The following is an 18,775-nucleotide window of genomic DNA, read 5'->3' as shown; positions in this document are numbered from 1 at the left end:
GATAATGATTCGTATTTATTATGCTGGATATGTGATGTAGTCAGTCCAGCTGTGCGTTCCCAGTGTGCGCAAGCGTCTGCCGCGGTTGTCGGGTCCAGCGCGAGAATGTCGCATCCAGCGTCGCGTCACTAATCTCTTCACCTCGGCGCACTTGCTCGGCCTGCTGGAACAGCGGCACGATCAGTTCCATTCCACTGATCGCGGTATTCAAGGCAATACCCTGCCCCATTGCGATACGGTTTTGCCATTGCTCGCGTACACGCCGCCAATAGTCTTGCGTCCGTGCCCAGTAGTCGTAGGCCGGGCGAAAATCGAATCCATCAATCCGCCGGTAGTCATTGAAGCCAACCTCACGCGCAATCGCGTGATCAATGGCCTCACCCTCGCGCTTCAGCTTGGTGTTGTCTTGCTCGTGGGTCCAGCCGCTGGCAGTAATGGTGTGCCGATTGATCACACGCAATGCGTTGTAATCATCACGCCGGGTGTACTCACGACGTGGCAATGGACGCCAGCTGTGGTCGGAGGTCCAGGTTGAAGCCTGAGCGCCGTGTTGCCAGGCGCCGCTGCCACAGTAGCGTGGGGCGTCATTGACTTCATACACACACTGCGTCCACACACCCTGGCGTTGTGCCAACGGGCGCATTCGCCAGGTCTTCACCTCACTGAACTCCAACCGCTCGTCGGCCATGTAGTGCCAGTCTTGCCGCCAATGCTTGGTGACGTGAGCGCCGTCCTTCGAAACCAGCAGGTGCTGCAAGGATAGAAAGTGCCCGTCGTCGGCCACGACAACAACCGTTTCGTAGCCCGCCGAGCGATATGCATCCTGACGTTGATACGCGCTTTGCAGCACCACCGTTTCTTCAAACCTGAAATCGACCTCGTACTCACCTGCCATCGACAGGATGGCCTGCCGGTCGCGCTCCAGCTCACGCCGAACAGCGGTGCGCGCCAGCAGGCCTGGCTGATCCACATAAGCGAATAATGGCGCGGTGTCCTTGAGGCTGCGTGCAGGCGCGGCACAAGCGGCCAGCACGGGAAGAGAAAAACACAACACTGCAAAAGCACGCATAGGATTAATTTATGAGAATGATTCTCACTACACTAGCGCGAAGTTACTGTGGACTCAATTGCGCTCCGCGCCGCATGGCCTACGCGATACCGCCCTCACGCTAGAATGCTGCGTTTTGCATGCCGCAAGCATGCTCACGGTGCTTTTGAACATGACTCCAGATCTTTGGTGGATCAGCTATCCCTTGTTGGGCGCTGCAGTGGGCTTTTTCGCCGGCCTGCTGGGTGTTGGCGGCGGCGGCATCATGGTGCCGGTACTGGCCAGTCTGTTCGCGGCACAAGGCTTCGCGCCTGACAAACTGGTTCACATGGCGCTCGGCACATCCATGGCTGCAATCGTCATGACATCACTCTCCAGCATGCGCTCACATCATCGCCACGGCGCTGTGTTGTGGCCGGTGGTCAAGCGCATAACACCGGGCATCCTGGTCGGCACTTTTGCCGCCACCTTCATCGCCTCACGGATGGACTCCGCCCCGCTGGCCATCTTCTTCGCCTGCTTCATGACCTACGTCGCGATCCAGATGCTGCTCAACGTCAAGCCTAAAGCCAGCCGTGAATTGCCAGGCACCGTTGGGCTGTCGCTTGCTGGTCTCGGTATTGGTGGCGTTTCTGCCTTGGTTGCGATCGGCGGCGGCTCGCTAACCGTGCCCTTTTTGAGCTGGTGCAATGTCAAGATCCACAACGCCATAGGCACCTCGGCGGCGGTCGGCTTGCCCATTGCAGTCGCTGGAACCGTTGGGTACATCATCAACGGATGGCATGCTCAAGGCACACCACCGCTGACCTTTGGCTTTATTTACCTGCCCGCCCTGGTGCTGATCACTGGAGTCAGCACGATCACTGCGCCGTGGGGGGCGCGCCTCGCCCATCGCTTGCCGGTGGCCGCATTGAAAAAAGTATTCGCGGGTGTTCTGGTTTTGCTCAGCGCCAAAATGTTGCACGCACTTTTTGGCGCCTGAGCGTCAGTGCATCAACCGCGCTTGAACAGCAATGCGAACGTCACCGGCGCACCGCCGCCAATGGCCTGCAAGCCGGCGATCTCACGCAACTTGTCCAGTCCTTCCAACAGGTTGAATGCACTGGCATTGACCACAACCGGTTGCTCGCTGGTGACCAGCCAGTGATGAGCATCCAAGCGGCTCACACGCAATACGACGGGCACACTCACTGACAAACCGTGAAGTGCCAAGGTTGCGGATGTCTCGAGGCGCTCGAACTCGCCCGCTTTGAGGCCGGATACAAGCTGCGGATCGACCTTCATCGACACCTGTGCCTGAGGATGCAAACTGGTCTCAAAAAGCATCTCGCGCATGCGCTGATCGCGAATTTCAATTCCGGTATCCACTGAGTCCAGTTCGATTGAAAGGCTCGCCATGCCATCGGCGGAAACAGATCCGCTCAGATCGTTGAAGCGGTGCACCTCAGTGATGGCGTTGTTCTTGATCGAAACAAAACTGAGCTGCGAATCAGCCGCTTGCAGGGACCAATCCCCGGATGGCACCGAGGTTGGAGCTGCCGAGACCTCATCGGCCTGAGTATTTTGGGGGTCAGCTGCGGGCGCGCAGGCCGCAAGCGACGACATGACCAGTAGAAGCGTGGCAACCCCATGTCGAGGAAAAAGTGAATTGATCATCATGATTGGAGAGTGCTTGTTCTGATTGAGATGCTGGGACCCTAGCGACGCCAAGCAGTTCATGTCCAGACAGGCACAGGTCATTGGACATAAAAAGCCGCCTGCTTCCAGCTTACATCCGAGCCCTACAATAAACGCGAACAAATATCGTTAAGTTTTTGTTTTCGCCATGATTTTTTATTTTTCGGCATACTGCGCGCCACATCATCATTGGAGCGGAATCTGATGCAAGGTTCACAAGCGGTTGTCGACTATCTAAAAGAGCTTCTGCGCGGCGAGTTGGCGGCGCGCGATCAATACTTCATTCATTCCCGCCGCTATGAAGACATGGGTCTGCAAGCCCTCTACGAACGTCTGAATCATGAGATGGAAGAAGAGACCCAGCACGCTGATGCTCTGCTGCGCCGTATTCTCATGCTGGAAGGCGAGCCGGATATGCGACCCAGCGCCTTTACCCCGGGTAAGGATGTGGAAGAGATGCTGCGCAAAGATCTGGATACGGAATTTGAAGTGCGCGCCAATCTGAAACAGGGCATCGCACTGTGCGAGCAGGAAGGCGATTATGTCTCACGACAGATTTTAGTCACACAGCTTGACGACACCGAGCAGGACCATGCGCACTGGTTGGAGCAACAGTTGCGCCTGATCACGATGATCGGTTTGCAGAACTATCAGCAGGCGCAGCTGAACGCCTCGCCGGCCTAACCCCCGGGCGCAGCGGTGCAGGCGGGGCACGCCTCACCGCTCGAGACTCAACAGCACAGTCCCGGCAGGGCTGACCGTTGCATGGCAACAGGCACGCACAATATTGCAAATGCATTTCACTCTCATTTGCGTGTGCGCTATTATCCACTTTTGTGCGCCACAGCATATGAAGTGCAGGTCGCACGCCGCTCATGCCATGCCATAAGGGTCACCCACTGTGAAGCGCCTTGCCGGAATTGCCGCCGCCTGTGCTGTGCTCTGCCATCCTGTATTTGCCCAGGACAACTCAAACGCAGAAATTGACGCGTATGACGTGATTCCGGTCGGGGGCGATGACGAGACTGAGTTCAGCCCGCTAACCGTCGAAAGTCGGTCACAAGCACTACCGCAATACGCGGCCGACAGCAGTAAAGGCGCAACCAAAACCGATACGCCGCTGATCGAAACACCGCAATCGGTCTCGGTCATCACCGACAAACAGATCCGCGATCTGGGCGCCCTCAACATCCAGGAGGCTTTGCGCTACACCGCCGGGGTACGCGCCGATTCCTATGGCCTGGATTCACGCAATGACACCGCGCTGATCCGCGGCACCAACTACGTGCAATATCAGGATGGGCTGCGCGGCCTGTTCGGCAATTTCAACAATGTCCGCAGCGACGTCTACGCGCTGGACAGTGTCGAAGTGATTCGCGGCCCGTCATCCGTGCTGTACGGCCAGGGCACCAGCGGCGGGATGATCAATCTCACAACCAAACGCCCGAAATCAGTCTTTGCCAGCGAACTGCGGGCCGAATTTGGCAGCTATTCGCGCGAACAGTTTGCCCTCGACATCACCGGGCCGGTGATTGATGACGGTGTGCTGGATATGCGTCTGGTGGCCTTGCAGCGTGACAACGACACGCAGGTGGATTTTGTTTCCGAATCTCGCCGGTTTGTTGCCCCTTCCCTCACCTGGCGACCTGCGACCTGGTTTGCCTGGACGTTGCTAGGTCACAGCCAACGCGATGAATCAGGCACCACCACCGGTTTCTTTCCGTGGGAAGGGACCATTCAGGACAACCGCAACGGTCAGATTCCAACCGAACGTTTTGCCAGCGAGCCCGGCTTCGACGCCTACGATTCAGAACAGGATGCGCTGACATCCATGCTGAGCGTACATTTCGGTCACAACTGGAATCTGTCTCAAACCTTGCGCTATATGAAAAACGGCGCGGTCTACAACACCCTATTTCCAAATATCTACACCGGCGATCCGTACTTGTTGGACCCGCTGCGGCGACGCTCCGTGCTGCGCGTGGCCTACAGCAGTGACGCCACATCCAGGGCCCTGACCTCCGACCACCGTCTGACCGGGCGCTTCACCACCGGCCCAGTTGAGCACCTGTTACTAGCCGGGATCGATATCAGCGAAGTTGAAGCGCGCCTGCTCAGTGCCCAGAGCACACCAGCCCAGATACTGCTGCAAGGTCAGTTTGATCTCTACGATCCGCAATATGGTCGATTCATAGCGCCGAACAAGATCCAGCAACCCAAACAAACCACCAAGCAGCGTGGGTATTACCTGCAAAACCAGATGCGCCTGGGCGATCATCTGATTGCACTGCTGGGTCTGCGCCGCGATGAAGCGATAACCCAGGTCGAAGGCAGTGAAAACATCCAAGACGACGCCACCACAAAGCGCGCCGGCCTGCTCTACAGCTTCGACTCAGGCTGGTCACCGTACCTGAGTTACACCGAAGGCTTCTTGCCGGTCACCCAGGTCAACGACAGCGGCGACCCGTTCGAACCGATACGTTCACGTCAGTATGAGGCCGGCGTGAAGTTTCAGCCCAGCACTGCGCCCGTGCTGCTGACCCTGGCCGTTTTTGATATCAACGAAGAAAACCGCCTGGCACCGGGGGAAAACCCCACCGTTCAGGTGCAGCTTGGCGAGGCCAATATTGAAGGCCTGGAATTTGAGGCCATGGTCAGCTGGCCGCAGGTCATGGATGTCATCCTGGCCTACACCAAGCTGGATGGCGGCAGCGACGGCGGCCCCAACAGCGACGATACCAACCGCAACAGGCCCTTGCCGGCGGTGGCCGAAGAAGTGGCATCGGCCTGGCTGCGCCTGCAGTTCGGCTTTGCCGGCCTGCCCGGTTTATCGATTGGCGCTGGGCTGCGTTACACCGGCGCCATACCCGACGAAAGCCAAACCGTAACCACCCCTTCGTATACCTTGCTGGACGCCATGATCGCCTACGACACAGCACATTGGCGCCTCGCAATAAACGGCAGCAATCTGGAAGACAAAACCGTTATTTCCGCGTGCCTGGAACGCGGCGACTGCTTTTATGGCGCACGCCGCTCGGTTGTAGGCAGCCTGACGATCAACTTCTGATACGCATGAAAAAATCTCACCCCCGCACAGTGTTCTACCTCGGCCTGGGTGGCTTGCTCTCCGCTGCACCGTTGCTCGCAGCCGAGCCGGCCGACGACGCGCCGCAAGCTGAAGATGCCGTCATCACACTGCCCGCCGAATCGCCGCCAGCAACCCAGGACGCTGTTGAATTGGCGCCCATTGTGGTGTCGGGCGAGAAGATGTCACGCCGTCTTGAAGATACGGCCAGCAGTGTGCAGGTCATCAGCGCCTCAGACATTGCATCCAGCAGCATGGATGACCTGTATGACGCTTACGAGCGCACCGCCAACGTCAGCATGGACAACGCCGGCCTCGGCAAGGTCGGCGGTTTCGTCATTCGCGGCATCAGCAACAATGGCGTCACCGCTCAAAATTTCGCGACCAACACCCCGCTGTCCAGCGTTTTCGTCGACGGCATCCCCCTGTCTATCGCCGGCGCCCTGGGCGGCCCGCTCGACCTGTGGGACGTGGACTCGGTTGAAATCTTGCGTGGGCCGCAATCCACCAATCAGGGTCAGAGCGCCCTGGCTGGCGCCATCCATCTGATGACCCGTGATCCCGACGAATTCTTTGATGCACGCGCCCGCGTGCGCCATGGAAACGACGGCTTGCGCCAATACGCCGCCGCGCTCGGGCTGCCCTTGCTAGGGGGCTTCTCAGCACGGCTGACCCATCAGCAAAGTCAAAGCGATGGGGAGGTCTACAATGTTACGCGCGAGGAGTTCGGCAACCGCGAAGACCTGGAACACAACCGCATCAAACTGGGCTGGCAAAGCGCAGATGGCGAAAGTGCAAAAGTTGTGCTGTCTTACGGCCGGGCCGACAGCTACCGCGGCCAGACTCAGATCAGTGGTGATCCGCGCCAACGTCAGGCCGTCGCCAACGATCCTGAGTACGTTGACAACGTGTCTGATGTCGCCAGTCTGCGAGCGAGCTGGTTGTTGTCCGATGGCACCCGCCTGAGCGCCCAATCCGGGCTGAGCACCACCGAACAACAGCGCCTGGATGACTACAACGCCAGCGCCGAAGACGACGGTACGATCGAAAATCTTTCTGATGACGAAACCTGGACCCACGAGCTGCGCGTGAACTTCGCCGATCTGAGCGTGCTGGGTCGTCAATTGCAGGGTGTCGCCGGGGTGTTTGCTTCACACCGCGATGGAGCGATGGATCTCTACATCCGTGATGGTGACGTGCTCGGCGGCCAGCCCTTCAGCGCCTACGTGGATATACAGACGTTGGTGGACCAAACACGTAAGGGCTATGCGGCCTTCACCGAAGTGGAGTGGGCGCTGGCCTCGCGCTGGACCTTGATCGCCGGCCTGCGCTACGACACAGAATCGCTGGATTTCGAGTATTTCAATAACGCAGACCTCGCCCTGACCCGAGATGGACCGCCGCTGATTGGTGATCTGATTGGCGACATCATCGGGCCCGTTGTCGATTTGCCGGCTGACGGTGAAGGCCAGGGTTCGGCTGATTCCGACGCTGTGCTACCCAAACTGGGCCTGCGTTTTGAGCTGACACCAGACGCCATAGTTGGCATCACCGCGCAGCGGGCTTATCGGGCCGGCGGGCTGTCGGTCAATTTCGTGCGCGGCACCTTCAACACCTTCGATCCGGAATACACCACAACCGGGGAAGTGTTCCTGCGCCTTGCCCTGTTCGATCGCCGGGTGCGGCTGCGCAGCAACCTGTTCTACACCGACTGGCAAGACCAGCAGGTGTCCGTGCAGCTTTCCGACAATGCCAACGATACGCAGACCGAAAACGCCGGCGCATCCAAGCTGTACGGTGCTGAACTCGAAATTGATGCACGCCTGTGGCGTGCACTGCGCGGTTTTGCATCGCTGGGCTACACGCACACCGAATTCGTCGAATTCGACAGCACAACCGGTGACTACAGTGGCAACGAATTCCCCAGCGCGCCACGCCGCAGCGCCGCGCTGGGATTGTCCTGGGATACGCAGGGCGACGGTCTTTACGCTCAACTCGATGCGAACTACCAAGACGACAGCTTCCGCACCGCTGACAACGACCCGGAACAAACCTCAGATGCCCGTACCCTGGTCAACGGTCGCCTGGGCTGGCGCCACAACCAGCTGGACATCTATCTGGCCGGTCGTAACTTGCTTGATCGTTTCTACCTTGAGCAACGCGCGTTCGGTTTGTTCGTGGCCGGCCCGGCGCGCAGTTTGATGGTAGGTATTGATCTGAGCTTCAACTAGGCCTACGCAGAACGGATGACGCCGCCTGGGCAAAGGGCCACGTAGCATCCGTGCATGAACAACTCTCATGTGCTGATCACGGGCGCCGCCAGTGGCCTGGGCTGGGGATGCGCGCAGCGTCTTGCAGCGCAGGTCCGCAAAATCACACTGTGTGATATCGACACGGACGGCGGGCACCGCGCCTTGGCTCAATTGCGCCAGGCGTACCCTCAGCTCAGCGCTGATTTTGTGGCCATTGACCTTGCCAAGCCGGACCAGATCGATGCCGCTTCCGAACAACTGCGTGCGGCGAACGACCCGATTGATGTGCTGGTTAACAATGCCGGCATTTTCCCTCCCGCGCAGCGCATCACCACGCCCCAAGGCCACGAGCTGACATTTGCGATTGCCCATCTCGGTCACTTTCGCCTGACTGCGGGACTGTGGCCATTGTTGCAAGCCGCGCCTCGCGCGGCGGTGATCAGCGTGAGCAGTCTGGTCCAGAAAAACGCACACATCGACTTGAGCAACCTGGATCTGGCCCATGGCTACAGCCCGATCCGCGCCTATCAGCAGGCCAAATTGGCCTGCCTGCTGTTCGCACTCGAACTGGACCGACGCCTGCAAGCTGGACACAGCCGGGTGCGCAGCTATGCCATGCACCCAGGCGTGTGCCGCAGCCAACTGGGCGCCAACCGCACGCGCCAGCGCGGCGATGGCCTGCTGGGCTGGCTGTCCTATTGGTTTCTGGCCAAAGGCATGCAGTTTTATGGCCAGACACCCGAGCAAGCTGCAGCCCCCATCGAACTCGCAGCGCGCGGCGACTACCCAGCGGGTAGCTTTCTCGGCCCAAGCGGTTTTTTACAGTACGCCGGGCCCACCGGCATTTGTGAGCCTGGACTCAAAGCGCAGGATCCCGATCTGGCCGCTGATCTTTGGCGCATAAGTCTGGAACTAAACCAGATCGACTGGTCACCCCACGAAGGCTAAACCGCGTAGCAACTCCCTGCAGATGGACTGAGCGCTTTCATTATTTAGTGATAATGATTATTATTTGCGTATCGTTTCCATTGATCGCGAGGTTTGCATGGTTGCTATTGCCCACGAAGAAGTTCTGCATGTCCACCACTGGAACGACAGCCTGTTCAGCTTTCGCACCACCCGCGACGCATCGCTGCGATTTCGCAACGGCCAGTTCGTCATGGTCGGCCTGGACACTGCCACGCGGCCTATTCTGCGCGCCTACAGTATTGCCAGCGCCAACCATGAAGAGCACCTGGAATTCTTCAGCATCAAGGTCCCCAACGGCCCGCTGACCTCAAAACTGCAGAACCTCAAGGTTGGCGACAAAGTTCTGGTCAGTCGCAAGCCGACCGGCACCTTGCTACTGGATGACCTCAACCCCGGAAAACGGCTTTGGCTACTGGCCACGGGCACCGGACTCGCGCCATTTCTGAGCCTGGTCAAAGACCCGGAGATGTACGAGCAGTTTGAGCAGATCATCCTGGTCCACGGTGTTCGCCGCGTGCGCGACCTGAGTTACCGCTTGATGATCGAAAACGAACTGCCCAAGCACGAATATCTGGGTGAGCAGATCAGCAAGCAGCTGTTGTACCTGCCAACCGTGACCCGCGAAGCGTTTAAGACACAGGGCCGAATCACGACCCTGATCAACAGCGGCCAGATTACTGAAGCCCTTGGCCTTGCACCGCTGAACACCGCTGATGATCGATTCATGCTGTGCGGCAGCCCGGCCATGCTCGACGATCTGTGCACCTTGCTTGATGCGCGCGGGTTCGAAGTCTCCCCCGGTATCGGCGAGCCCGGTGACTATGTCATCGAGCGGGCCTTTGCCGAACGAGGTTAAACGCATGCGCCTGGACATACTCAACCGTGGCCTGGCCGCCACGCTGGGTGCGCTGATACTGGTGCACGCCAGCAGCGCGCAATTCAGCGGGCAGCTCGACCACATGGACCTGAGCAAACTGACACTGCTGCTGGGTGGCACCACCATGTTCTATCTCGCTGCGCTGGCCATCGGGCTGACTGCGCGAAAAGCGCTGGCGACCTGGCTGATTGTGAGCCTGCCCGGTGCGGCGGCCCTGCTCAGCCAGTGGGCGCCTGGAATCTGGGCATGAGCAAGTTGGTGTCCACACAATCTCAAACCACCCTCAGCGATGCAGCCCTGGCCGCGCAACTGCGCCAACCCAGTGGCGAGAACGCGCGCGAAACCGCGGCGAGCATGAACCGGGCTAACCGTGAGACCAATCGTCGCGCCATCGAATTGCTGCGTCTGAAAGCGCACAACAAAGTACTGGAGATCGGCCCAGGCAACGGCGCGTTTGCTGCACAGATCGTGACCGCCGCCGCGCATGTCGCCTACATTGGCCTGGACTGGTCGCACGACATGGTGCTCGAAGCACAACGCCGCAATCACCGACTGGCCGCGATCTATCCGGTCGTGTTTCAGCATGGCAATGCCAAACACATGCATTTTGCCGACGCCAGTTTCGACAAAGTCCTGGCGGTTCACACGGTGTATTTCTGGGATAACCCGCAAGCTCATCTGCAAGAGCTGCGACGCGTCATCAAACCCTCCGGCCAGCTGTGCCTGGCATTCGGTGACCGCAGCTTCATGCATCAGCTGCCGTTTACCCGGCATGGTTTTGCCCTTTACGACGAGCACGGTATGAAAGCGTTGCTTGAAAGTCATGGCTGGCAGATCAGCAAACACCAGCGCCATATCGAAAGCGGCCTGAGCAACCGGGGGCAGATGGTGCAAAAAACCATACACATGATGCTTTGCCAAGCCGCTGGCCCCACACTATGAGAGCGTGCAACGTAGTGCTGCGCCCTCACCCACACATGCGCGCGCCAGCGCCGCTTTCGCGCAAACCAGAACCCAATCGATGGTCGCGATGTGGCCGATACGCGGCGGCACTGGGTTTCTGGTTTTTTCTGATCAAGGGCCTGGTCTGGCTGGCCCTGTTCGCATCGGCCCTGTTCGCCGGTGCCGAAGTGGTTCAGGCAAGTCCGATGCGCTAGGCGCTTTGATCAGCTAGGGCCTGCTGGAGCAGTGCTGCGATCGGCGTCGCGGACCACCGCCAGCAATACAGCTCGAAGGCGCTGCCGCACCTGCGGGGAAAGCCCGGGCTAGAGGACGCAGGTACGCATAGGCTGTTTTGTCCCGTGAGGTCGAAAACATGGCCACCACCACATCGCGTGAGGGTGAAACGTACAGGGCCTGCCCATCAAAACCGGACTTGTACAGATCCCCGTCTTCAAACAGCGCATCCCACTGCGCCAGTGCGCTCACCGGACGTTCGCCCAGACGCGCCTGCGCCGCAGTAGCGGCCGCCTCGGCCGTCTCGTAATGCGCCCGCTTTGAGGTATCGGTCATGCGCGCCTGAACAACCTGGGGGAGCACCGCAGGATTGCGCCCGCTCGGCGTAAACAGCTGACCAAAACGGGCCAGATCTCGCAGCCGCGAAGAAAACATGCCGTGCGCAATGGCACGGCCGTCCGGCGCCATGCCCATCAGCCCGTCCCCCTCCGCACCGAGCTGCGCCCAGATCCGTTGTGACACCACATCGGCGTAGCGCTGTCCGGTAATACGCTCAATCAGCACGCCCAGCACATTGGTGTTGGCCGAGGAGTATTGGTACAGCGTGCCGGGCTCGCGCACCGCGCGCATGCGCTGCAAAGCTTCATCATGCCCAAGCGCCGGTTGGTGCCCGGCTGGCGTCAGCACGCCTTCTGCGTAGATCAGGCCGCCGATGCCGGATTCGCGATCCATGTAACCCTGCACCGAATCCATGGCGTCCACGCCGCTGGCCATATTGAGCACATCCTCAACACGCACCCCATCCCAACCGCTGCCGGCCAGTTCGGGCAGGTACGTCACGATGTTCTGCTGGCGCTCGATCTTGCCCTCATCGATCAGCAGTTCGGTCAACAGCCCGGCGAACAGCTTGGCCACCGACCACCACAGGTGCGCATCGTCCGGGCGCATACCGGGATAACGCTCAAACACCACCGCGCCCTGATGCAGCACGATGAAACCCTGCACCCGGGTTTGCGGATGCGCCAGCATCTCGTCCAGGCTCAGATCGCCCAATGCGGTGGTGACGCGCAACGCCCCCAGGGCCGCATCGGGATTCGCACTCAGCACCCGCACCGCACCCTGCCGACTGACCAGCTGGTGCGGAAAGAACTGCGCCATATTGAGGTAGGCATAAAGCGCATGATCGCCAGCGGCGGCGATGTCCCCCGGCTTGAAAGTCTGCGCCACCGCCATGGCTTGTTCGGCTTTGAACCCATGCTGCGCCGTAGCGACTGGCAGCGGCGATGCGGCCGCGATGCCACTGGCCAGCAGCATCAAGCCCGCAAGATTCCGGCTGAGCGTATTCATTCAAACTCCAGGCTGAAGCGCGCGGTGATGGTGCGTGGGGTATTGAGAACATAGAAATCGTTGCCCACGGCGGCCCGAATCACGCTGACCGGCGCGGTCTCGTCGGTGAGATTGAGCACATTGAGCGCCAGGGTCGGCTGACCGGGCCAGCTCGGCACACTGAAGTTCAGACCGACGTTGTAAGTGCCGTAATCATTGACGATGTCCTCGTTGGCAATGTCGTTGTAGCTCTTGCCAACGTAGGCGTAGCCCAGCAGGCCAGACACGTTGACCTTCCAGTTGGGCGAGCCGAAAAACGCCAGATTGGCGCTGTACTGATACTCAGCCGAACCCGGCAGCGGTTTGCCGGCAGGGATTTCATCGCGCCCGGCCATGAAATCTTCGGTGGTGCGCGCATCCACGGTGCCGCCGGCCAGCGACAGAATCACCCCAGGGATCGGCGTGAGCCAGCGCAGATTGGCCTCAAAACCATCGCTGCGCGCACTGCCCACATTGTCGTAATAGTTGATCTGGATGGCATTTTTGAGCACCACCAGCGCATCCGAATAGTCGATATGGAAGGCGGTAACATCGAATTCCAAGCGCTGGTCAAACCAGCGCGTGCGCAGACCCAGCTCATAGTTCCAGATGTAGTCCGACTTGTAGGTGGCGGGCACGTTCTGGAGTTCATCCTCGGGTATGTTCTGGATGCCACCAAAACGGAAACCGCGATTGGCCAGTGCGTAGAGCGAATGCTGGTCGGTAAAGCGGTAGGTCAATGCGAACTTGGGGTTGATGCCCTGCTCGGTAATGGTTGTGGTGAAATCGGCTGGCGACATGCCGTTGTTGACCAGCCGTGCCCCAATCCCCTGACCGGTGAAGCCACCGGCCACACTGGTGCGATACAGGCGCGCCCCCAAAGACACCTCCAAAGAGCGCCAGGGATGCCAGGTCAGATCAAAAAACAGTGCTTTTTCCTCGGCCAGAGCGTTGGTCTCCGCACACAACACGGCCAACTCACACTCCAAATTGGTCACGCCCGGTAGCAGTGCATCCAGCGTATTCCCAAGCACATCGCCAAGCCCCAGCGCCTCTGCAAGATCCAAGACGCCATCAAGCACATCCTGGCCCAATGCCCCGGTTTGATTCAGCGCTTCCACATTAAGCTTGAGGAAGTAGCGAATCGGCGACCGCAGATAGTAAACACCGGCCAGCCACTCCAGATCACCACTGCTGTTGGACTGCAAGCGCAATTCCTGCTGAAAAGAGCGCGATTCCTGATCGTTGAGAAACGGTATCGCAAGCGCATCCGGCGTGCCCGGCAACGGCGTGCCAAGAATCCCGCCGTAGGAATCGATGATGTTGAAACGTTCCTTCTCGGTGCGTGAGCTGGATGAGACCAGCCGCAAGGTATCCCAGTCGTACTGGATTTCCAGGTTGTACAGGCCGAATCGATGGCGGTTGGGCCAGGGAATCAGTGCCCCGCTGGTCGCCCGCGGGCCCTCAGGGTTATCGGAAATGATCAGCCCATTGTCGGCTGCGTAGTCCTGATCCAGATAGGTGAACTTGAGCTGCAGTCGGTCATCCGGCTGCCACAGCAACGCCGCCCGCATCTGATCACCCTCACCGCGATCGACATCCTCGGCGGCTTGACCCGCGCGCAAGTCATCAATCACACCCGGATATTCCCGACGAATGTAAGCCAGGCGAGCCCCGAGATTGCCCTGCTCCCCAAACAGCGGCGCATTCACCACCAGCCCCTGGGCAAAGGCCTGCGAGCCGTCTTCCGGCGCAATGTACTGGGCGAAGTAGCGTGTTTCCCAGCGATCCGGCATCGGGTCGTTGAGGCGGTAACGCAGCACGCCGGACAAAGCGGCGCCACCGAACAGCGTGCCTTGCGGTCCTTTCAGCACTTCGACAGCGGCCAGATCAAAGGCCGAAAGATCGGGTGTGATACTCGCGGCATACGGCTCATTGAGGGCGGTATCACCGATGAACACGCCCACCGGATACGGCACGGTGCTGGTCGGCGAAGCGCTGGTCGAGACACCCCGCACAACGATGCGCTGATCACCGGGGCGCGCGGAGTTGCCAGTAACCCCCGGAGTTTTCTCCAGCACATCATTGATGCTGAGAATGCCTTGCGCCTCCAGCGACTCACCGTCGATGGCGGCAATGGAAATGGGAATGTCGCGCAGGGCTTTCTCGCGCTTGGTCGCGGTGACCACAATTTCCTCAAGCACGGTGTGTGGACTGCGTGTTGGCGCCATCCGCGGGGTCTGCTCTTCCTCCAGTACGATCACCGCATCGCCGGCCGGCGCCGGGGTCTGCTCAGCTGCTGGTGCGGAAGCGCTCGAGGCCGAGCCGGTTTGAGCAGGCGCGGCTGTTGCGGAGGGCTGCGGCTCGCCAAACAGCGCATCCAGATCATCCTCGGCCTGCGCCACACCCAGCGGTACGAGCAGGATCAATGCCCACAAGGCGTGCAACGGCCTGTGCGTCTTTTTCATAGCTGTCTCTCTGCGTCCGCGTCAGTGCGCGGCTTCATTGTGTTGTTACAGGCCGGCCTCGCAGCCCGGCAGGCGCTGCGCTTGTGGCGGCTGATATTCGCTGGCGTGCAGCGCAGCCGCGCTGGTATCCGCCAGGCCATTAACCATGTCGATCACAGCGGTGGTGATCGGCTCCAGTGAGGCTTCGTGCACCATGTCGACCCGGTCGGCCGGGTCAAACAGATACATGGGCGCGGCCAGCAGGCTGATCACCGGCGTGGTCAGAAAGAACACCGACGCATCGGTGGGCGGGCGTTTGGCTTCAGGCTTAGGCCAGCCGTAAGGCGGCATGAGCAGGGAGCGATCAAGCTGATGCGCGCAGATCGCATCGCTCACGACTTGCTCAAGTTGCGGCATGTGGCTGGTAAACCACCAGCGCACTTCCGGTTTGTCGCCAGGTATCAGCGCGCCGTCGACCACATGGGCCTCGCGCGCCGCATGCTCCAGATGGATAACCGCCACGGTGTTCTCACGCAAACGCTTGGCGTAGGTCTTGGCCGTGTGATGCAAGCCGGCGCCACGCGACATATGGCCGCCCTGCAGCAGGAACATCATGTTGTGCGGTCGCTGATCCTGCGGCACCTGGGCCCAGTACTGCGCCTGGGCCATGACCAGGGCCACACCGCTGGCGTCTTCAACTGCGGAATTCCACGGCCCGTCGTGATGGGTGCCGATGATGATCCATTCATCAGAGCGCCCTGGCAGCACACCCACCACATTGTGCGAGATCGCCGGACGGGCCTCGCGGTGAACATTGATGCGAGCCTCAACCGGTCCTTGAGCCATCAGCGCAAGCAGTCGCTGGCCTTCGGCCTGACTCAGATACAGCCCTGGCATATCGCGCAGCTTGGCGTCATAGGGCACGAAGTAACGATCCTCCTGCCACGGAAATTCGAGTATTCCGATCCAGGCCTTGGCCCCGGCAGCCATGGCCGGCTCCAGCACATGCTGAAAGCGTGGCCCCATGGGCACGGTTTGCTGCAGGGTGTCGAAATCCCCATCAGGGTCGTAGTGCCAGCGAGCCACCTCATCACGCATGTGGGCCTGATCAAACTGCATCAGGCGGTACGGCTCCACTGCAATAAGCCCGGGCTGAGGCGGTGTATCCGCCGTGGTCAGGGCCAACTCGCCGTGCAAGGCAGTTGCGTTACCGGACAAGGGCACTGGCCAGGCCGAGAGCATGACGCTGTCATCCTGTCGACCGCGCGGCCACACTCTCAGCGACCAGCTGTGTGCCTCCCAGCGCAGCACCTCGAACGGTTCCAGGCGCACATCCTGCAGGCCGAAGGCCACGAACTGATCGTGTCCCCAGCGCTCCATCCACTCATCTGCGACGTAGCCGGGCAGGCGTATGCCCTGCTCATCGATGCGCGTGATCCACGCCATCATGGTGGCCTGATCGACCGCAACCGGCGCCGCATCAGCCGCTGTGGCAAAAGGCGTCGGCAGCAACAAGAGACACCCCATCAGGCGCAGTGCAAGGCGCTCCCCCCGAAGCTTTGCGATGCAAGCCATCATGTCAGTGCACCCTCCTGAGCTGCCGACGCTCATCCCAGATTGGCCAGTCCTCACCCAGTGGATCGGGATCGGAGCGGCGTATGAAATTGCCCAGCGCCACGCTCAGCTGGCGATGGATGAGTTCGCGCTGCGGCTGGCTCGCCGGCGACCACGCGAAACGAAAGTAATGTGCGCTGTCACCCTGGAAGTTGCCGAATACAAACGGCACATCCAGGCCATGACTGGCGCCCGCAATGTCCTGCCACGGTGAGGCAAAGTCGTCCCATTCAAAGACATAGCGGTAGACCGGCACTGACTGGCCGATCAGGGCATCGGCGGCGCGCTTGATGCGTCGCTCTACCAAGCCATTGAACAGGCGCCCGACCACACGCAGCCGCAGCTGGCCCCACCAAGACAGCAGATCGGCGCGGCGAATCTCGTCGTGCTGCTGAATCGCATCCCACAGGCCATCGCGATCAACCCGGCTGTAGCGCAACAGCAGCAGCATGCTGGCCTCGTTTTCAACCTTGCCGATGAGTGTCGGCACCGCGTTGATCAGCGGCCCGTCACGCGTATCATCGGCCGGCAGGACCACGCCATCGGCATAGGCTCCCATGGCTTTCAGCCCCTGCCCCGCCGCCAGCACCTGCGCCGTCGACAGAGCGCGATAGGCCGCAGCATCTTGCGGTCTTAACCCGGCCTGTTCGAGATTGGCCACAAAGGTCTCGCTGCGAGCCAGCACATCCTTGTATTCGTGGCTCATAGGAATCCCCGACAGCGACACCGCACGGGCAAACAACCCGCTGGCCAGCGGCGAACGCATCAAGGTCCACAGACTCACCGCGCCGGCCGAATGGCCCATTACGGTGACCTCAGCGGGATCACCACCCAGCGCGCCGATGTTGCGCTGAACCCAGCGCAATGCGGCGATCTGATCAAGCAAACCGAAGGCGCCGGCATCATCCAGTGCATCGCCTGTTTGCAAGGCCGGCACATGCAGGCTGCCGAACACCCCAAGGCGATACTGGATCGTCACCACCAGTGCATCCAGCTCGTAAGCCAGGCGGCGACCGTTGTAGGCCGGCAATGCGCTGCTGCCCGCAACACCGGCACCGCCGTGCACAAAGACCAGGACCGGGCGTGGCCGATCCGACGCGGCGGCCGGAGCCCACACATTGAGATAAAGACAGTCTTCCGAACCGTACAGCTGGCCGAACGTGGATTCATCGTCGCTGGCGAAAAAATTGCCGGTCTGAGCACAGGCCGGGGCAAAGCGACTGGCGTCACGAACGCCCTGCCAGGGTTCAAGTGGCTGCGGCGCGCGCCAGCGCCGCTCACCGACCGGCGCCGCCGCGAAGGGCAAACCGAGGTAGTGCACGACCGGGAAACCATCGGCTTCAGCCTGCCCCTGGACCACGCCATCAGCCAGTTGCACCACAGCCGGCGCGGCACCCACCCACAACGGGCAGCTCAGCAGCATCAGCGCCAGCACAAGATGCGCCCTCATGCGGCCTGCCCCACAGCGTTGCTATCGAGAAAGGCTGTCAAGGCACGATTGAAGGCCTGCGGATGCTCTGCGGTGACCGCATGATGAGCGTTTTCGATCACCACCAGGCGGGCATCCGGGATCTCGGCGCAATAAGCCTGCTTGTCGGCCAGTGGCATGTAATCCTGATCCGCCGCAACAACCAGCACCGGGCAGCGAATCTCGCCCAGGCGCTGTTGGACCGACCACCCCAGCAGGCCACGCATGGCCGCCAGATAGCTGGCCTTGTCGTTACGCGAAAAGCGTTCGACGAACTCGGCTTGCAGCGTGTCCTGCCCTGGAAACAGACGCCCTGCCAGCACACGCGCCATGCGCGGCAGGCCCAGCAGGTGCACGATGGCAAAGCGTTGAGCCACCATCAACCGCTCACGCCAGTTGCGCACGACAAAGGCCGGGGCACTGTTGACGATGGTCAGCGAACGGACCACTGGCACTGACTCCAGGGCCAGCTGAAACGCCACCGCGCCCCCCATCGACAAGCCCACAACATCGACCTCGTCGAACCCTTCGTGAGCCAGCAGGTCGCACAGGTCGCGCACATGCTGCGCGATCGGCAGCACACCACTCGCCGCTAATGATTCACCGTGCCCGCGCAAATCCGGCGCGATCAACGTGTGGCTTTTCGCCAGCACCTCGATCTGCGGCGTCCAGTCGGCCGCACAGGAACCCAGACCATGAATCAGCAACACCGCCGGTCCCGCGCCGGCAACGGTGTAGCAAAGATGACCGCCCTCGCGGGGCAGTCGACGGGTGTCGTGCATCGCCTGTCTCCTCAG

The 18,775-nt window shown here is 60.5% G+C and carries 16 protein-coding genes; 9 read left to right on the top strand and 7 right to left on the bottom strand.

The genetic code is table 11. The features are described 5' to 3' along the window. Nucleotides 1-40: 40 nt before the first annotated feature. Nucleotides 41-970 carry a DUF6607 family protein gene (locus ATO7_RS11445; RefSeq protein ID WP_206044907.1) on the bottom strand — a complete coding sequence of 310 codons (930 nt, stop codon included), beginning with the start codon at nt 968-970 and terminating at the stop codon, nt 41-43. Between the two features lie 25 nt (nt 971-995). Here ATO7_RS11445 and ATO7_RS11440 point away from each other — a divergent pair, with 25 nt between their 5' ends. Further along, on the top strand, nt 996-2,030 hold the full coding sequence (locus tag ATO7_RS11440) for a sulfite exporter TauE/SafE family protein (protein ID WP_240499467.1): 1,035 nt from the start codon (nt 996-998) through the stop codon (nt 2,028-2,030). Nucleotides 2,031-2,041: 11 nt separating this feature from the next. Here the strand turns inward: ATO7_RS11440 and ATO7_RS11435 are convergent, their stop codons facing one another. Further along, nucleotides 2,042-2,848: a YceI family protein gene (locus ATO7_RS11435; protein ID WP_146680311.1), complete on the bottom strand. Its 807-nt coding sequence runs from the start codon at nt 2,846-2,848 to the stop codon at nt 2,042-2,044. 81 nt (nt 2,849-2,929) lie between these two features. Between ATO7_RS11435 and bfr the strand changes: the two genes are divergently transcribed. The 8 genes from bfr (at nt 2,930) to ATO7_RS11395 (ending at nt 11,065) form a co-directional block, all read left to right on the top strand. Then, nucleotides 2,930-3,409 (top strand): bacterioferritin, encoded by a 480-nt coding sequence (bfr, locus tag ATO7_RS11430; protein WP_083561921.1) that lies wholly within the window; start codon nt 2,930-2,932, stop codon nt 3,407-3,409. Nucleotides 3,410-3,626: 217 nt separating this feature from the next. Continuing rightward, nucleotides 3,627-5,792, top strand: a complete 2,166-nt coding sequence (locus ATO7_RS11425) for a TonB-dependent siderophore receptor (protein ID WP_083561920.1) — start codon at nt 3,627-3,629, stop codon at nt 5,790-5,792. 5 nt (nt 5,793-5,797) lie between these two features. Continuing rightward, on the top strand, nt 5,798-8,041 hold the full coding sequence (locus ATO7_RS11420; RefSeq protein ID WP_083561919.1) for a TonB-dependent receptor: 2,244 nt from the start codon (nt 5,798-5,800) through the stop codon (nt 8,039-8,041). Between the two features lie 54 nt (nt 8,042-8,095). Then, nucleotides 8,096-9,010: an SDR family NAD(P)-dependent oxidoreductase gene (locus tag ATO7_RS11415; RefSeq protein WP_083561918.1), complete on the top strand. Its 915-nt coding sequence runs from the start codon at nt 8,096-8,098 to the stop codon at nt 9,008-9,010. A gap of 64 nt (nt 9,011-9,074) precedes the next feature. Beyond that, on the top strand, nt 9,075-9,887 hold the full coding sequence (locus ATO7_RS11410; RefSeq protein WP_276206690.1) for a ferredoxin--NADP reductase: 813 nt from the start codon (nt 9,075-9,077) through the stop codon (nt 9,885-9,887). Between the two features lie 4 nt (nt 9,888-9,891). Then, a complete protein-coding gene (locus ATO7_RS11405) occupies nt 9,892-10,158 on the top strand; it encodes a hypothetical protein (protein WP_083561917.1) in 267 nt (88 codons plus the stop codon). Beyond that, a complete protein-coding gene (locus ATO7_RS11400; protein ID WP_083561916.1) occupies nt 10,155-10,850 on the top strand; it encodes a class I SAM-dependent methyltransferase in 696 nt (231 codons plus the stop codon). The genes ATO7_RS11405 and ATO7_RS11400 overlap by 4 nt, the downstream gene beginning before the upstream one ends. 35 nt (nt 10,851-10,885) lie before the next feature. Beyond that, the gene (locus tag ATO7_RS11395) at nt 10,886-11,065 is read left to right on the top strand and encodes a hypothetical protein (RefSeq protein WP_083561915.1); all 180 of its coding nucleotides are present in this window, start codon (nt 10,886-10,888) and stop codon (nt 11,063-11,065) included. A 13-nt stretch (nt 11,066-11,078) separates the two neighbouring features. On the opposite strand, the gene ATO7_RS11390 is transcribed toward ATO7_RS11395, so the two are convergent. From ATO7_RS11390 to ATO7_RS11370, 5 genes are read right to left on the bottom strand one after another with little or no spacing between them, the layout of a single operon-like run. Continuing rightward, nucleotides 11,079-12,431 (bottom strand): serine hydrolase domain-containing protein, encoded by a 1,353-nt coding sequence (locus tag ATO7_RS11390; RefSeq protein ID WP_083561914.1) that lies wholly within the window; start codon nt 12,429-12,431, stop codon nt 11,079-11,081. After that, entirely contained in the window at nt 12,428-14,917 is a 2,490-nt protein-coding gene (locus ATO7_RS11385; protein ID WP_083561913.1) for a TonB-dependent receptor, read from the bottom strand. Before ATO7_RS11385 ends, ATO7_RS11390 begins: the two co-directional genes overlap by 4 nt. Nucleotides 14,918-14,962: 45 nt before the next feature. Beyond that, complete coding sequence (locus ATO7_RS11380; RefSeq protein WP_206044906.1) at nt 14,963-16,423, bottom strand: M28 family peptidase; 1,461 nt, start codon at nt 16,421-16,423, stop codon at nt 14,963-14,965. A 52-nt stretch (nt 16,424-16,475) separates the two neighbouring features. Then, on the bottom strand, nt 16,476-17,960 hold the full coding sequence (locus ATO7_RS11375; protein WP_083561911.1) for a carboxylesterase/lipase family protein: 1,485 nt from the start codon (nt 17,958-17,960) through the stop codon (nt 16,476-16,478). Beyond that, the gene (locus ATO7_RS11370; protein ID WP_083561910.1) at nt 17,957-18,760 is read right to left on the bottom strand and encodes an alpha/beta fold hydrolase; all 804 of its coding nucleotides are present in this window, start codon (nt 18,758-18,760) and stop codon (nt 17,957-17,959) included. The genes ATO7_RS11375 and ATO7_RS11370 overlap by 4 nt, the downstream gene beginning before the upstream one ends. Between the last annotated feature and the right edge of the window lie 15 nt (nt 18,761-18,775).

It is taken from the genome of Oceanococcus atlanticus (genome assembly GCF_002088235.1).
Lineage (GTDB): Bacteria > Pseudomonadota > Gammaproteobacteria > Nevskiales > Oceanococcaceae > Oceanococcus > Oceanococcus atlanticus.
The sequence above is the reverse complement of the archived record's forward strand: the minus strand, read 5'-3'. Positions and strand labels throughout refer to the sequence as shown.

Coding starts and splice junctions, on each gene's coding strand:
- bfr (WP_083561921.1), top strand. CDS start 2,930: ATGCAAGGTTCACAAGCGGTTGTCGACTATCTAAAAGAGCTTCTGCGC.
- ATO7_RS11420 (WP_083561919.1), top strand. CDS start 5,798: ATGAAAAAATCTCACCCCCGCACAGTGTTCTACCTCGGCCTGGGTGGC.
- ATO7_RS11415 (WP_083561918.1), top strand. CDS start 8,096: ATGAACAACTCTCATGTGCTGATCACGGGCGCCGCCAGTGGCCTGGGC.
- ATO7_RS11405 (WP_083561917.1), top strand. CDS start 9,892: ATGCGCCTGGACATACTCAACCGTGGCCTGGCCGCCACGCTGGGTGCG.
- ATO7_RS11400 (WP_083561916.1), top strand. CDS start 10,155: ATGAGCAAGTTGGTGTCCACACAATCTCAAACCACCCTCAGCGATGCA.
- ATO7_RS11395 (WP_083561915.1), top strand. CDS start 10,886: ATGCGCGCGCCAGCGCCGCTTTCGCGCAAACCAGAACCCAATCGATGG.
- ATO7_RS11390 (WP_083561914.1), bottom strand. CDS start 12,431: ATGAATACGCTCAGCCGGAATCTTGCGGGCTTGATGCTGCTGGCCAGT.
- ATO7_RS11385 (WP_083561913.1), bottom strand. CDS start 14,917: ATGAAAAAGACGCACAGGCCGTTGCACGCCTTGTGGGCATTGATCCTG.
- ATO7_RS11380 (WP_206044906.1), bottom strand. CDS start 16,423: ATGGGGTGTCTCTTGTTGCTGCCGACGCCTTTTGCCACAGCGGCTGAT.
- ATO7_RS11375 (WP_083561911.1), bottom strand. CDS start 17,960: ATGAGGGCGCATCTTGTGCTGGCGCTGATGCTGCTGAGCTGCCCGTTG.
- ATO7_RS11370 (WP_083561910.1), bottom strand. CDS start 18,760: ATGCACGACACCCGTCGACTGCCCCGCGAGGGCGGTCATCTTTGCTAC.